The organism is Meridianimaribacter sp. CL38, from assembly GCF_004328055.1.
GTDB classification, from domain to species: domain Bacteria; phylum Bacteroidota; class Bacteroidia; order Flavobacteriales; family Flavobacteriaceae; genus Gaetbulibacter_B; species Gaetbulibacter_B jejuensis.
The window spans coordinates 147,666-162,442 of record NZ_QKWS01000001.1 but is presented as its reverse complement, the minus strand read 5'-3'; the positions used below and the strand labels follow the sequence as shown (position 1 = coordinate 162,442).

The 14,777-nt window shown below is 30.5% G+C and carries 15 protein-coding genes; 8 read left to right on the top strand and 7 right to left on the bottom strand.

Annotated elements, in window-relative coordinates; all coding sequences use genetic code 11:
* Positions 1-31: 31 nt before the first annotated feature.
* On the top strand, positions 32-391 hold the full coding sequence (locus DMZ43_RS00810) for a DUF1801 domain-containing protein (RefSeq protein ID WP_131505808.1): 360 nt from the start codon (positions 32-34) through the stop codon (positions 389-391).
* On the opposite strand, the gene DMZ43_RS00805 is transcribed toward DMZ43_RS00810, so the two are convergent.
* From DMZ43_RS00805 to DMZ43_RS00795, 3 genes are read right to left on the bottom strand one after another with little or no spacing between them, the layout of a single operon-like run.
* Positions 392-859 (bottom strand): GNAT family N-acetyltransferase, encoded by a 468-nt coding sequence (locus DMZ43_RS00805; protein WP_161566716.1) that lies wholly within the window; start codon positions 857-859, stop codon positions 392-394. It lies immediately after the preceding gene.
* 2 nt (positions 860-861) lie between these two features.
* Positions 862-1,680, bottom strand: coding sequence for a 3-deoxy-8-phosphooctulonate synthase (kdsA, locus tag DMZ43_RS00800; RefSeq protein WP_131505806.1), 819 nt, complete (start codon positions 1,678-1,680; stop codon positions 862-864).
* Positions 1,681-1,720: 40 nt separating this feature from the next.
* Positions 1,721-2,080, bottom strand: a complete 360-nt coding sequence (locus DMZ43_RS00795) for a hypothetical protein (RefSeq protein WP_129759105.1) — start codon at positions 2,078-2,080, stop codon at positions 1,721-1,723.
* Positions 2,081-2,413: 333 nt separating this feature from the next.
* Between DMZ43_RS00795 and typA the strand changes: the two genes are divergently transcribed.
* Positions 2,414-4,213 carry a translational GTPase TypA gene (gene typA / locus DMZ43_RS00790; RefSeq protein WP_187347829.1) on the top strand — a complete coding sequence of 600 codons (1,800 nt, stop codon included), beginning with the start codon at positions 2,414-2,416 and terminating at the stop codon, positions 4,211-4,213.
* Positions 4,214-4,341: 128 nt separating this feature from the next.
* Positions 4,342-4,896 (top strand): bifunctional 2-polyprenyl-6-hydroxyphenol methylase/3-demethylubiquinol 3-O-methyltransferase UbiG, encoded by a 555-nt coding sequence (locus DMZ43_RS00785; protein ID WP_131505804.1) that lies wholly within the window; start codon positions 4,342-4,344, stop codon positions 4,894-4,896.
* Here DMZ43_RS00785 and DMZ43_RS00780 read toward each other — a convergent pair.
* Complete coding sequence (locus tag DMZ43_RS00780; RefSeq protein WP_131505803.1) at positions 4,888-6,063, bottom strand: glycosyltransferase family 2 protein; 1,176 nt, start codon at positions 6,061-6,063, stop codon at positions 4,888-4,890. The genes DMZ43_RS00785 and DMZ43_RS00780 overlap by 9 nt on opposite strands.
* Positions 6,047-7,345, bottom strand: a complete 1,299-nt coding sequence (locus tag DMZ43_RS00775) for a hypothetical protein (RefSeq protein WP_131505802.1) — start codon at positions 7,343-7,345, stop codon at positions 6,047-6,049. The genes DMZ43_RS00780 and DMZ43_RS00775 overlap by 17 nt, the downstream gene beginning before the upstream one ends.
* Positions 7,346-7,464: 119 nt before the next feature.
* Between DMZ43_RS00775 and DMZ43_RS00770 the strand changes: the two genes are divergently transcribed.
* Genes DMZ43_RS00770 through DMZ43_RS00750 form a run of 5 tightly spaced genes read left to right on the top strand, consistent with a single transcriptional unit; the run spans position 7,465 to position 13,098 of the window.
* Positions 7,465-8,442 carry a GNAT family N-acetyltransferase gene (locus DMZ43_RS00770; RefSeq protein WP_131505801.1) on the top strand — a complete coding sequence of 326 codons (978 nt, stop codon included), beginning with the start codon at positions 7,465-7,467 and terminating at the stop codon, positions 8,440-8,442.
* Positions 8,439-9,542 carry a DegT/DnrJ/EryC1/StrS family aminotransferase gene (locus DMZ43_RS00765; protein WP_370450247.1) on the top strand — a complete coding sequence of 368 codons (1,104 nt, stop codon included), beginning with the start codon at positions 8,439-8,441 and terminating at the stop codon, positions 9,540-9,542. Before DMZ43_RS00770 ends, DMZ43_RS00765 begins: the two co-directional genes overlap by 4 nt.
* Positions 9,543-10,847 carry an O-antigen translocase gene (locus tag DMZ43_RS00760; RefSeq protein WP_131505800.1) on the top strand — a complete coding sequence of 435 codons (1,305 nt, stop codon included), beginning with the start codon at positions 9,543-9,545 and terminating at the stop codon, positions 10,845-10,847.
* 9 nt (positions 10,848-10,856) lie between these two features.
* Positions 10,857-12,344, top strand: coding sequence for an oligosaccharide flippase family protein (locus tag DMZ43_RS00755; protein ID WP_131505799.1), 1,488 nt, complete (start codon positions 10,857-10,859; stop codon positions 12,342-12,344).
* Complete coding sequence (locus tag DMZ43_RS00750; protein WP_238155747.1) at positions 12,337-13,098, top strand: transferase; 762 nt, start codon at positions 12,337-12,339, stop codon at positions 13,096-13,098. Before DMZ43_RS00755 ends, DMZ43_RS00750 begins: the two co-directional genes overlap by 8 nt.
* A 3-nt stretch (positions 13,099-13,101) precedes the next feature.
* Here the strand turns inward: DMZ43_RS00750 and DMZ43_RS00745 are convergent, their stop codons facing one another.
* Positions 13,102-13,590 carry a DapH/DapD/GlmU-related protein gene (locus DMZ43_RS00745; RefSeq protein WP_161566715.1) on the bottom strand — a complete coding sequence of 163 codons (489 nt, stop codon included), beginning with the start codon at positions 13,588-13,590 and terminating at the stop codon, positions 13,102-13,104.
* 46 nt (positions 13,591-13,636) lie between these two features.
* Complete coding sequence (locus DMZ43_RS00740) at positions 13,637-14,773, bottom strand: glycosyltransferase (RefSeq protein WP_131505797.1); 1,137 nt, start codon at positions 14,771-14,773, stop codon at positions 13,637-13,639.
* Positions 14,774-14,777 lie beyond the last annotated feature (4 nt).

Genomic DNA, 14,777 nt, shown 5'->3' with positions numbered 1-14,777 from the left:
TTTGTTAATTTTGAAATGAAACTAGAACCAAGTGAAACCAGCAGAAGCTTATATTTATAACCAACAAGAGCCTTTTAAGTCTATATTAATGCACGTTCAAATATTAATAGAGCATACATTTCCTGAGGCGCATTTGGAGTATAAATGGAAAATTCCATGCTATTATATTGGCACAAGACCAATTTGTTATCTCAATAAAAGTAAAGATTATATTGATGTTGGGTTTTGGCATGCTAACCACATTACAAAACATGCAGATTGCTTAGTTTCGGAAAAACGAAAGAAGATTAAATCGTTACGTTATAAACAACTTGACAATATCGATGACAGCATTTTTATTAGTATCCTTAGAGAAGTAGAAGCCTTTAAGAATTCGTCATTTATGAAATAACTATAGCTCTTTATAAACTATATAGTTTTCAAACACGAGTCCTTTGAAAGACTTTTTTTGTTTTTTCTCAACAATATAATATTGGTCTTCAAAAAAAGGTAATGCAGTAATGCTAACATCAGACTTAATTATCTCATAGCCATTGGTGATAACTTTAGACTCAATAATTCGCATAAGCTTTATAGCTATACCTTGACGTTGGTAATCTTTATGAACAAACAAACCATCAAAATAATTGCCATTTTTTAAATAAGCAAAGCCTACAATGCGGTCTTCATTTTCAGCAACAATAAAGTAGTTGTTTTTTATCCTGTCTTCCCACTTATCAAGATCATTTGCTCCAGAAGCCCAAACTTGTATTTGCTTTTCAGAATAGTCTTTAGAGTTTATAGCTCTTATGGTGTCTCTGAAAACAGAAGTAATTTCAGGTATGTCTTCTAGTGTAGCTTGACGTATTTTAAGTTCCAAAATTAAAGACTGTTTACAGTTTTTCTAATTGCAGTTAAGTTGGTAAGCAATTGTTCTAGATTATCTAAATGTAGCATGTTAGCACCATCACTTTTTGCATTTGCAGGATCAAAATGCGTTTCAATAAACAAACCGTCTACATTGTTTACAACTCCAGCTCTAGCAATGGTTTCAATCATATCTGGTCGTCCACCAGTTACACCTGCACTTTGGTTAGGTTGCTGAAGGGAGTGAGTAACATCTAAAACAACAGGAGCGTATTGCTTCATGGTAGGAATTCCTCTGAAATCTACAATCATATCTTGATAGCCAAACATAGTTCCTCTATCCGTTATCCAAGCTTTGTCGCTACCAGAATCTTTAACTTTTTGTACAGCGTGTTTCATGGCTTCAGGACTCATAAACTGTCCTTTCTTTAAGTTTACCACTTTGCCAGTTTGTGCTGCAGCAACCACTAAATCGGTTTGACGAACCAAAAAAGCAGGGATTTGAAGTACGTCAACATATTCGGCAGCCATAACAGCATCAGAAACCTCATGTATATCTGTTATTGTAGGAATATCAAACGTTTCAGATACTTTCTTTAAAATCTTAAGAGCTTTTTCATCACCAATTCCTGTAAAACTGTCTATTCTACTTCTGTTAGCTTTTTTAAAACTACCTTTAAATACATAAGGGATTTCAAGTTTATCTGTAATAGAAATTACCTTTTCAGCAATACGTAAAGCCATGTCTTCACCTTCAATGGCACATGGGCCACAAAGCAAGAAAAAGTTATCAGAATTAGTGTGTTTTAGTTTAGGAACTTCGTTAAGATTCATCTGCTTTTTGTTTGAAAATTTCAGCAGCAAAGATAATCATTTAAAAGCTTCTTTTTAAACTATTTCTTATAATCCATAATGCCATTATAAAATTGGCAATTGCTAAAAAGCCACCATACAAAATAAACTTTTTGGTAGTGTATGATAACGACACAATGTTAAGCACATCAGACAGGTATGCTAAAATCATGTACGATGACAAGCATACAAAGGTAATTCCTAATGTAAAATTGAGTTTGCGGTTTGGTTTTAGTACTTGCCATAAAAATGGAATACCAAACAGTAAAATAGGGTATGCGCTTATACCTTCACTACGGTTTACAACAGTAAACCAGTAGGCAATTATTGCTAGAAAGTATAGGTAAGGGACAAATTTTGAATATTTGCTAATTATTTTCATCTGTATTAATTTAAGGGTTCAGATGTAAAATCACCAATATGTATAGCACAGTTGGTTAAATTGGCTATTTACTATTAATCATAATCTTTAACGTAATATACGAACAGAAATTATGGCTAAGATGGACTATAACATTTAATTAACTAACGACTCCTTAAGTGTTAAAATGTGTGGTTTGTTTTTAAATTGCTGAAAATTAGTTTTTTGAATTTCATAGGAGGCTGTTTTTATAACTCAAGGTTATTTTTTCTTTAACATTAAAGAATTATCTGTATAGATGTATTTTACAAAAGATTTTAGCGTACATTTGCACGCTTAAAATAAGACGTCATTATGGCTAGTATTAAAAACATTGCAATCATTGCTCACGTTGACCACGGAAAAACTACTTTGGTTGACAAAATTATGTACCATTGTCAGTTATTTCGTGAAAACGAAAATACAGGAGATTTAATTCTTGATAACAATGATTTAGAACGTGAAAGAGGTATTACAATTACTTCAAAAAACGTTTCGGTAACTTATAAGGATACCAAAATAAATATTATTGATACTCCTGGTCACGCCGATTTTGGTGGAGAAGTAGAGCGTGTGCTTAATATGGCTGATGGTGTGTTATTGCTTGTAGATGCTTTTGAAGGTCCTATGCCACAAACACGTTTTGTACTTCAAAAAGCTATTGACTTAGGTTTAAAACCATGTGTGGTTGTAAATAAAGTTGATAAAGAAAATTGTACACCAGATGAGGTTCATGAAAAAGTATTTGATTTAATGTTTGAATTAGGTGCTGAAGAGTGGCAGTTAGATTTCCCAACAGTTTATGGTTCTGCTAAGAACAACTGGATGAGTGAAGACTGGAAAAAACAAACCGAAAATATCGAACCATTGTTAGACATGGTAATTGAGCATATACCTTCTCCTAAAATTGAAGAAGGAACTACTCAAATGCTAATAACGTCTCTAGACTTTTCATCGTTTACAGGAAGAATTGCTATTGGTCGTTTAACAAGAGGAGAGCTTAAAGCTGGACAAAATATCTCATTAGTAAAAAGAGATGGTTCAGTTGTAAAATCTAAAGTAAAAGAACTTCATGTTTTTGAAGGATTAGGACGTAAAAAGGTAGATGCTGTAGAGGCAGGAGATATTTGTGCATTAGTTGGTTTAGAAGGATTTGATATTGGAGACACTGTTGCTGATTTTGAAAACCCTGAAGGTTTAAAAACCATAGCTATTGATGAGCCAACAATGAGCATGTTATTTACAATTAACGATTCACCATTTTTTGGTAAAGACGGAAAGTTTGTAACCTCTCGTCATATTAAAGAACGTTTAACCAAAGAGCTTGAAAAAAACCTTGCATTGAGAGTTGAAGAAACTGATAGTGCAGATAAATTTATGGTTTTTGGTAGAGGTGTATTGCATCTTTCAGTATTAATCGAAACGATGCGTCGTGAAGGTTATGAGCTTCAAATTGGTCAGCCACAAGTAATCATCAAAGAAATTGATGGTGTAAAATGTGAGCCAGTTGAAGAAATGACTATTGATTTACCAGAAGAGGTTTCAGGGAAAGCTATAGAAATGGTGACCATGCGAAAAGGTGAAATGCTAAGTATGGAAGCTAAAGGTGAGCGTATGGTATGTGAGTTTATTGTACCTTCTCGTGGTATTATTGGTTTACGTAACCAATTATTAACAGCTACTGCTGGAGAAGCTATAATGGCACATCGTTTTAAAGAATATCAACCGATAAAAGGAGGAATTCCTGAGCGTCAAAACGGAAGTTTAGTGTCTATGGAAAAAGGTACAGCAATTCCTTATTCTATTGATAAATTACAAGAAAGAGGTAAGTTTTTTATTGATCCAGGAGAAGATATCTACGAAGGTCAAGTTATTGGCGAAAATTCTAGAGGAGACGATATGGTAGTTAACGTTACAAAAACTAAAAAGCTAAGTAACGTACGTAGTTCTGGAGCCGATGATAAAGCTAAAATTGTTCCAGCTATTAAGTTTTCGTTAGAAGAAGCTTTGGAATATATCCAAAAAGACGAATACGTAGAAGTAACACCAAATCACTTACGTTTACGTAAAATTTTATTGACTGAAGTTGAGCGTAAGAGAAGCAAGAGTATTTAATAATTACTGATATATTTTTAAAAAAAAGGAATTCTATAAAAGAGTTCCTTTTTTTATTTAATAGTAGTAAATAATAGTTTGTTCAAATTATTACAATTAAATTGAGCAATTACTTTTAAAGATTATATATGAAATTTCTTGATAGGTTTTTAAGAGATTATAGAATAAATGTAGCTAGTCGATATGTTAGAGTTAACGACAAGATATTGGATATTGGATGTTTTGATGGGTATTTGTTTAAGAAATTAGCGAAGAAAAATATTCAAGCTAGTGTAGGTTTGGATCCTTTGTTGAAAAACGATTCTAAAAAAGGAATTCATACACTTTTGTCAGGAAAATTCCCTGAAGCTATTCCTGATAATGAAACATTTGACTGTATTGTGATGTTAGCAGTGTTAGAGCATATTCCAAGAGAAGAACAAAAGCAATTTAATAGTCAATTTGATAAGTTTTTAAAATCTAAAGGACGAGTAATAATTACAGTTCCATCTCCATTGGTTGATCATATACTTGTTGTGTTATCTAAGCTAAGATTAATTGATGGTATGTCTCTAGACGAACATTATGGTTTTGAAATTAAAGAAGTGTTTGATTTGCTTGATAAACAAAGCTTTAAGTTGGTGAAACATAAAAAATTTCAGTTCGGCTTGAACAACTTATTTGTTTTTGAAAAATTAAACTGACTCGTTTTTTTGAGTTTGACTTTTTAGACTTAAAATGCTAAAAAACAGACTAAATAAAATAATTTGTATGCCTAGTAATATTGTAAATGCAGCAGGAATTACAATACGCAATGTGTCAGACGGATTTAGATTTCCAAAGTTTAAATTCTTCCAAACTGTAGTTCCGTAGACACTTAAACCAAATCCTAATAGTAATAACAGGCTCCCAACGATTAAACCAGATTCTAAATTAAGATATTTAAACAGTTTGTTGTAACGATTACTTTTAGGTAAAAGCCCATTTTCAACAGCAAAAATCTTGGTGAGAGCATAAAACACAAAAAATTGAAATCCAATTAAAAAGATACTTGCAGTGTATAGTAGTGTGTGTACGTCAAAACTAATATTGTAGATGTGAACAGGTTTTATAACGAGCAATGTAGATGTTGTAAACCCTAAGAGCATTAATAAAATACTTGGGTATAAGAAAAGCCAGTTAGGAGCATAAAGCATTAAAAACCTAAGATGCCTCCAACCGTCTCTCCAAGTGTTTAAGTGAGGAGGTCTAGATCTACCGTCTTTATGTAAAATTGTTGGGACTTCTGTAATCGATAAGTTATTAAGCTTTGATTTTACAATCATTTCAGAGGCAAACTCCATTCCTGTTGTTTTTAAATTCATTTTCAAATAAGCTTCTTTTGAAAAACCTCTTAAACCACAGTGAAAATCACCAATTTTAATATTAAAGAATAAACGACCTATAAACGACAGTACAGGATTGCCTAAGTATTTATGAAGAAAAGGCATCGCGTTTTTTTTAATACCACCTTTAAATCGGTTACCCATAACTAAATCATAACCTTCTCTAAGTTTTAGTATAAAAAGATCTAAAGCTTCAAAGTCATAGCTGTCATCAGCATCAGCCATAATAATATATTTTCCTTTAGCGGCATCAATACCTCCTTTTAAAGCGCTTCCATAACCTTTGTTTGTTACATGAACAACATTAGCATTAAGATTTTGAGCAATAGCAATAGAACCATCAGTACTGCCATTATCGGCAATTATAATTTCTCCGTTAATATTATGTTTTTTTATGAATGATTGTGCTTTAGTGATGCAAACCTCTAAAGTTTCTGCTTCATTTAAACATGGCATTACTATAGATAATTCAATGTTTGATTCCATGTTTAATTTGTTTAAATAGAATAATGAATATTAAAAAATACAAAGCGTAATTATAGAATAAATACCTAATAATTGAATGGCTTGCTAAGCAAACTAAAAGTGTGTTTGATAGTATTAATGCAGACAACATGAATAACAAATAATAATTGTTGTTATTGCTTGTAAATAATTTTATTAGGCTTAATGAAAATACGGTAACAATAATAATAAGTATGACTATGCCATTGAACGCATGAATTAAATTGGCAAAAAACAAGTTAAGCCATTTATTGAAATTTTGATTAATTAGTGAAAATGAAATATTTCGTAATGTATTTTCTATAGATAAATGTGCTTGAGCTATTTCTAAATGGGTTGAGTTAGATAGTTCGTCTTCCAAAAAAAAAGCTCTACCATAATAATGTACTGTTCTATTACAAATATTAGGAATATGATTATGAAAAAAACTGTAGTAATCTTTGTAAGAACCTTCTTTTTGGTTAGTTAATAAAAGCTTTTGCTTATCTAGTTTGTTGTAGCAAATATCAAATACCTTTTTGTCATTTCCAGTAAGTTGGTTGGAGTCACTTTTTTCAGATACATAAAATGCAGCTGTAGATATATTTACAAAACTAAAAGGAGTGGACATAAAAATACCATCTTTTAATTTGTGGTAGCTTTTATCAGCTAAAAGGACTACTACAGGTAATAGTAGTAAAACTATAAATCTATTTAAATGTGGTTTTTTAAACAGTGTTTTTTTATGTTTCAAAATATACATAAAAGCAATAGGGACTATAGCAATAATAAATTGCCCTCTGGTTAACGCCAATAATAAAAATACTACAATGAAATACTTAAAAGACTTAGTGTTACTAAAGAAAAAATCTATCCCAAAAGCTACAAAAAGTAAGTATAAAGGGTAGCTCAAACCTTCGGAACAAATATTGTTAGCAACTTCTAATGGAGGAAGAAAAGGAAATAATAGAAAAGCGAATAATCCTATTTTAGTGATTAAGTTAAACGTAATCAGTTTTGAAATCTTGGTGTAAAAAACAAATGTTGCTAAAAGCCCAAAAATAGCTTGAAAAGTAATAACTAAAACATCGAAAACTTTACCGCTAAAAAATAAATCAAAACATTTGATAAAAATTACATATCCAAGATGTCTGTATGGCATTGCTTCTAGGTAGCTGCGAGTATCAGGAGAATATATAGCAGGTTGAAAAATCAGATATAAGAAAACAACTAAATAAACTATTAGAAGTAGCTTGTTTTCACTTTTTTTGATTTTTACTATCAAGGTCTTGATTTTAGAGTATAAATATAGAATAATTGAGTATAAATGTAACTTGAAGACTAAAAATTATTGTATTTTGGTAGCCAGATGATAATGACATTATTAGAGATTAATCTTACACATTGAGCACTTACAAAGTAGTTAAATACCAACCAGAATATAAACTTGTTTGGGATGCTTTTGTTAAGCATTCAAAGAATGCTACTTTTTTATTTCATAGAGATTTTATGGAGTATCATCAAGATAGGTTTGAGGATTATTCTTTATTAGTTTTTAAGGATGACAATGTTGTTGCGTTATTACCTGCGCACATTAAAGATTCAGTAGTATACTCGCATAAAGGATTGACATATGGAGGTTTGTTGCTTTCTAAGAAATCTAAATTATTAGAAAGTTTTGAGATTTTTAAAGGTCTTCTAGAGTACTTAAATACTAATGGATCTCCACGTTTAGAAATAAAAATTATTCCTCCTTTTTATAATCAACAGCCATCTGATGAGTTAGAGTATTTTATGTATAAGGCAGCTGCAGAACTAGTACATCGAGATGCGTTAATGATAATTGATTTTTATGATAAGTTACCTTTTCAAAAGAATAGAAGAGAGGGAATCAATAAGGCAAAGCGTCATGGAATTTCCATTGAAATAGATAACAATTATGAAGGGTTTTGGAATGAGGTTTTAATACCCAACCTTTCAAAGAAACACAACGCTTCACCAGTTCATACTTTAGACGAAATAAAATTGCTAGCTTCACGTTTTCCTAAAAATATAAAGCAAATTAATGCTTATAAAGAAGGTAAAATAGTTGCAGGAACAACACTGTTCTTAACAGAAACAACCATACATCCACAATATGTGTCTGGTAATTCTGAAAAAAATAAATTAGGTAGTATTGATTTACTTTATGATTTCATGATCAACCATTTTAGTAAAGGAAGGCGTTGTTTTGATTTTAATATTTCTAGTGAAGAAGCAGGAAAAAAACTAAATAAGGGATTGGTTTTTTGGAAAGAAAGTTGTGGAGCTAGAACAATAGTAGCTAATACATATTCTGTAAATACTTCAGTTTATAAAACATTAAATTTACCACTGGTATGATGATATCGTTTTTAGATTTAAAAAGTATAAATAAAAAATACGAGTCTAGTTTTAAAAACTATATAGAAACTTTTTTTGATACTGGTAAATATATTTTAGGAAAAGAAGTTGACTTATTTGAACAAAACTATGCAGCATACTGTGGTACAAACCATTGTATAGGGACAGGAAATGGATTAGATGCTTTAGTACTTATCTTTAAGTCTTTTATTCATTTAGGCAAATTGAAATTAGGAGATGAAGTTCTTGTGCCTGCAAACACTTATATCGCATCAATACTCTCAGTAATTGAAGCAGGGCTAAAGCCTGTTTTTGTTGAGCCAGATGCTAAAACTTTTAATATTTCTCCTTCAGAAATAGAAAAACACATATCAGTTAATACTAAAGCCATTATGCCAGTGCATTTGTATGGACAATTGGCTGATATGGAAAAGATAAATGCTATTGCTAAAACACATGGTTTAATTGTAGTAGAAGATGCAGCCCAAGCTCATGGAGCTGAAAATAATTTAGGAATTAAAGCAGGAAATCTTTCAGATGCTGCTGCTTTTAGCTTCTATCCAAGTAAAAATTTAGGAGCTTTGGGCGATGCTGGTGCAGTAACAACCAATAATGAAGACATCGCTAATTGCATCAGACTTTTAAGAAATTACGGTAGTAAAGAAAAATACAAAAACGAAATTATAGGTTGTAATAGTAGGCTAGATGAATTACAAGCAGCCTTTTTAAGTATTAAATTAAAAGGATTAGATAGTGAAAATAAAAGAAGACAAGAGGTAGCTACACAATATCTTAATGGAATTAAAAATGAGAAAATTATCTTGCCTTTTTATGATGCTACTAAAAACCATATATTTCATGCGTTTGTAGTTCAGGTAAATGAACGCAAAAAGTTTACTGAATATTTAACTAATAATGGTGTAGGTTGGCTTATTCATTATCCTATTGCGCCTCATAAACAACATGCGTTTAAGAAGTACAGTGAGTTAAATTTACCAATTACTGAAAGCATTCATAATACTGTTGTAAGTATTCCAATGAGTCCAGTCATAACAGATGCAGAAGTTAAAAAAGTTATTGAAACATTAAATGCCTATTAATTGAAAAAGTTATTCGATTATATAAACACCAATGTGTTGGTTAAAGTTGCTCATCTAAATTCAGCAACTATAATCACAAAAATTTTAGCAGGATTATTTACATCCAAAGCTATTGCTGTTTTTATTGGAGTTGAAGGGATGGCTTTAATAGGTAATTTAAGAAATTTCTTAAGTGCAATTCAGTCACTCGCAATTTTAGGGTTTTATAATGGAGTGGTAAAATCAATAGCAGAGTTTAAACAAGATGCAGTAAAACTGAGTAAAGTGTTATCAACTTCATTTTATCTTGGATTTACAGTCACTATACTATTGTGTTTCTTGTGCTACTACAATGCAGAAACCGTAAATAACTTTTTATTTTCAGACAATTATAATTATGCCTATGTAATAAAAATATTGGCACTAGCATTACCATTTTATTCATTGAATATGTTTAGCTTTTCAATAATGAATGGGTTTGCCAAATATAAAATCCTGTTGATTATAAATATAATTGGGCAAGTTCTTGGGTTACTTGTAACCTTGCTACTAATTTATCAAAACAATATTGATGGAGCATTGGTCTCTGCAGTTATTGCACCTTCTTTAATTTTTTTAATTACTGTTGTTGGGTTTATAAATCAACGTAGTTTGGTGTCTTCGGTTAAAATATCAAATGTTAGTATTGATATATTAAAAAAACTAGGTCCTTTTGCTCTTATGGCATTAGTTTCAGCAGTAGCATTACCATTAATTTCTATTATGATTAGAAATTATATTAGTGATTCTATAGGAATAAAAGAAGCAGGTTATTGGGAGGCAATTAATAGAATATCAGATTATTATTTAATGTTTGTGACCTCGTTGATGTCGTTATATATCCTTCCAAGATTTAATGAGATAGATAACAAAAAAGAGTTTAGAAATGAAGTGTTTAGTTTGTACAAATCCGTAATCCCAATTTTTGGTATTGGTCTCATACTTATTTATCTATTAAGACCGTTTATTGTGCAAATTGTTTTTTCTAAAGATTTTGAACCAGTAGAAGACTTGTTTTTATGGCAATTGTTAGGTGATTTTGTAAAGGTGTTATCTATAGTTATAGCATATCAGTTTATTGCTAAAAAAATGTTCACTCACTTTATAATTATTGAGGTGTTTTTGGCGATAGTACTTTACCTATCTAGTGTATATTTAATTGATAGTTTTGGTGTTAAAGGAGCTGTAATTGGGCATTTTGTGAGTTATTTAATGCATTATGGTGTTATTTTATTAATATTTGGAAGTTCGCTCTTTGGGTTGGATTCTGATAAGTCTTTGGATTAGAGAACACAAATGGCTAATAATGACCAATCATACAGACAAATTTTAAAGGCTACTTCGCTCTTTGGAGGAGTTCAGGTTTTTAGTATAATTATTTCAGTTATTAGGTCTAAAGCTATTGCAGTTTGGTTGGGACCATCAGGTGTTGGTATTATTGGGTTGTTAACAAACTCATTAAAAGTTATTGGAGAGTTTACCAAACTAGGTATTGATGTTACTGCTGTAAGGGAAATTTCAATTGCTAATGAGCATGAAGATACTGATAAGATACCGACAATAGTTACTTCATTAAAAAGAATTGTTTGGGTTACAGGTTTGTTTGGAATGCTGGTAACGATAATTTTGTCTCCTTTGTTAAGTAAAATTGCCTTTGGAAATTTTGAATATACTATAGCATTTATTTGGATTTCAGTCTCTTTACTTTTTAATCAATTGTCTAGTGGTCAGTTAGCTATATTGCAGGGTTTGAGGAAGCTAAAGTATTTAGCAAAGGCTAATGTATATGGCAACTTTTTAGGATTATTAATAGCATTGCCACTTTATTACTTTTTTAGGGTTGATGCAATAGTACCTACAATTATTGTAACCTCAGTATGTGGATTCTTGTTTAGTTGGTTTTTTTCAAATAAAATAAAAATAGAAAAGAAAAACATCACTAATTCACAGGCGTTCAAAGAGGGTAAACAAATGCTAAATTTAGGTTTTATGTTAAGCCTAAGAGGGCTAATAACATTAGTAACACTTTATGCTTTACAGGTATTTATAAGCCATTTTGGAGGTGTGGATGAAGTTGGGTTTTATACAGCAGGATTTGTTATTATAAATTCTTATGTTGGTCTTATTTTCAATGCAATGCGAACGGATTATTTTCCTAGATTATCTGCTACCATTAATAATCATGAAAAAATGGGAATTGCTGTTTTTCAACAAGCCACAGTAGCGGTTTTAATTTTAACTCCAATTATAATAGTCTTTTTAACCTTAGCTCCATTTATTATAAAGGTTTTATATTCAAAAGAGTTTTTGGTTATAGAAGGTATGATAACTTGGGGAATGATGGCAACCTTGTTTCAAGCTATATCATGGTCTATGGGTTATATTATTCTAGCTAAAGGAAATTCAAAACTCTTCATTAAAACTTCGATTTTCTTTAATATGTTGTTACTGGGTTTTGGTACTATTGGTTATTATTTTGGAGGGCTTAAAGGAATAGGGATTTCTTATCTATTATATTATATAGTACATACTATAGCTATTAATATAATTCTTAATTATAAGTATCAGTTTAAAATGTTAAAAGACTTTTTTAAGCCTTTTTCAATCTGTTTTGTGTTTTGTGCTTTGGCTTTTTCTGCTCTATTATTTACAGTTGGAATATTAAAGTTTTTCTTATTAGGAGGTATAATATTAATTTCTAGTATTTTTACCTTCAATGAGCTAAATAAACGAACAAATTTTATAATGTTTATAAAGAAAAAGTTTAGTAGTGAAGATGATTAAAATTTTAAAGATTATATACTTTAATTTAAGATTAATGGTGAATAGAATAAGGTTCTTTTTCTCCATTAATTGGATTAAAACCTTATACTTTAATTTTAAAATGTTTCCTTTTAAAATAGCTAAACAATTACCTGTATATTTTTATGGAAAAGTTAAGTTTTCTAATCTAAAAGGAAAAATAAGTATTGAGGCTCCAATAAAAAGGGGAATGATAGGTTTTGGGCAAAAATTTGAAAGAATGAGTGTTTCAAAAGGTATTTCTGAACTGTTTTTGGCTGGCGAATTAGTTTTTAAAGGACATGCTCATATAGGAAAAGATTTTTTCTTTTGTGTTGATAAAGATGCGTATTGCGAGTTTGGTTTTATGGGCTGTTTAGGGTCTGATGTTAAACTTGTATGTTCTAAAGAAATTATATTAGGTAATTGGGCTGGTATAGGGTATGAATCGCAAATAATTGATACAAATTCTCATCCTATGATGAATACAGAGACAGGTGAATACTACCCTATGAAGAACAAAATTAAAATAGGAAATCATAATTCGTTTTCAAACAGGATCTCAATAATGGGAAATACGAAAACACCAGATCACTGTGTTGTAGCTTCTAATAGTATATGTAATAAAGATTATACAAGTTTAGGGAGTTATATTCTTATTGGAGGTCAACCAGCAAAACTCATAAAAAACAACTATGCAAGAGATTGGGAGTCTGAAAAAGAAAGGCTAAAAAAGCACAAAAGAGTTAAGGAGTAAATTTTAAACGCTTTTTTTGTATTTAGCAGGATTTCCAAACCAAAGTTCATTATTAGGTACATCTTTATTTAGGTAAGAAAGTGCTCCAATAATACTATTGTCACCTATTTTTATTCCGTGTTGTAAAACACAACTAGTACCAATAAACACATTAGCTCCAATTTTAGGTCCACCAATTTGTTTTTTTTCAGTATCAAGGTTGTTAGTCATTACTTTTGGGCAAATGTATGTGTTGTCACCAATTACAACTTGTCTAGCAATAATGCTATCATACCTAATAATAACATTGTTTCCAATTGTACAATTTCCTGAGGACGAAACTCTAGAGTCTATATAGCAATTTTCACCAACAATGGTTCCATTTCTAAGCTCAACATAATTCATTATAACTGTATTGTCACCAATTACAACATCGTCTTCAATAATACAAAAAGCGCCAATTTTAACATTTTTACCAATTTTTGCTTTTTTAGATATTAAGTTTAAGTCCATATTGTATAGTGGTTTGTTGAGCATTCAAATCTAAGTAAAAAAAATATTAATTATTACTCCATGCATTAGAATACTTCTTTGCTATTTTTTTATAGTCATGGTAGTCTTCAATAAAAGTTCTTGCACTCTTACTTATGTTAATAATTTTTTCAGGGTTTTCGATAAGGTCAGATAAGGCATTAACGATTTGATTAACATCAGGTTTAACATTAACAGCTACTTGGTGTTTTAGGTCATAAAACTTCTCAAACTCTTTTTCGGCTCCAGTAAGCACCACCTTTCCTTTTGCCATGGCTTCAAGTGCATTGTAGCCTTGGTCGTAACCATAAACTTGATCTAGTAATATGTGGCATTCGTCATAAAGCTTAATATATTCATTGTAAGGAATACTATAAGTGGTTTTTATTTCAACCTTATCACCATATTTTTTCTCAATGATTTTTAAGGCGTCAGAAAAATATTGATTTCCTTTTTTAACAATAGCTTTTGTGTTTACACCATGAAATATTTTAATCTTATCATCAACCTTTAAAGGAGTATATTTTATTTTTTCAATATTAATAGGGTTTGGTATTAACCCTAAATAATGTTTGTTGCCCAATAATGGAATGTGGTAATCCATATCAGTTGCAATTACTCCGTTACTATTGTTGTAAATAAAATTGTGAAGTTTTGTGTAGTCTTCGTTTAGATATTGTAACTGAAATTTATAAAGATCAAAAAGCGATTTGTCTTCTAAATAAGGACTCATAATACTGTACTCAAATTTTCCTTCCATCATATATTTCATACATTGATAGTCAATACCGCAAGACAATAAGAAGAGTTTTTTGTTTTGCTTTAAAATACGCTTTAAAAATTTGATTTCTAGTTTAGGAGTGGCTTTAATAGACGATTCATTAATAAGTTGAACCACATCAAAACCTTTTAGTTTTTTGTTGATTAAAAGTGTTTTAAAGTAGATTTCCCAAGACCCAATATCAATAGAGGTGAGTCTATAGAAACCAATTTTAATTTTTTTAAGGAATTTACTATGAAAGGAGTGGTCTAACCTAATGTCAACAGGGTAGTTTTTAAATCCGTCACCATTACCAACTAGTAATACTTCATGCCCCAAAGCGGTTAAACCTTCTTTTAAAGAATTGTGAAGTCTACTGTATTCACCAATCAATAATATTCGCATAAAA

Bases quoted from the DNA above. Each gene is read 5' to 3' on its own strand.
- kdsA (WP_131505806.1), bottom strand. From the start codon at position 1,680: ATGAATCTTAACGAAGTTCCTAAACTAAAACACACTAATTCTGATAAC.
- DMZ43_RS00795 (WP_129759105.1), bottom strand. From the start codon at position 2,080: ATGAAAATAATTAGCAAATATTCAAAATTTGTCCCTTACCTATACTTT.
- typA (WP_187347829.1), top strand. From the start codon at position 2,414: ATGGCTAGTATTAAAAACATTGCAATCATTGCTCACGTTGACCACGGA.
- DMZ43_RS00785 (WP_131505804.1), top strand. From the start codon at position 4,342: ATGAAATTTCTTGATAGGTTTTTAAGAGATTATAGAATAAATGTAGCT.
- DMZ43_RS00780 (WP_131505803.1), bottom strand. From the start codon at position 6,063: ATGGAATCAAACATTGAATTATCTATAGTAATGCCATGTTTAAATGAA.
- DMZ43_RS00765 (WP_370450247.1), top strand. From the start codon at position 8,439: ATGATGATATCGTTTTTAGATTTAAAAAGTATAAATAAAAAATACGAG.
- DMZ43_RS00755 (WP_131505799.1), top strand. From the start codon at position 10,857: ATGGCTAATAATGACCAATCATACAGACAAATTTTAAAGGCTACTTCG.
- DMZ43_RS00750 (WP_238155747.1), top strand. From the start codon at position 12,337: ATGATTAAAATTTTAAAGATTATATACTTTAATTTAAGATTAATGGTG.
- DMZ43_RS00745 (WP_161566715.1), bottom strand. From the start codon at position 13,590: ATGGACTTAAACTTAATATCTAAAAAAGCAAAAATTGGTAAAAATGTT.
- DMZ43_RS00740 (WP_131505797.1), bottom strand. From the start codon at position 14,773: ATGCGAATATTATTGATTGGTGAATACAGTAGACTTCACAATTCTTTA.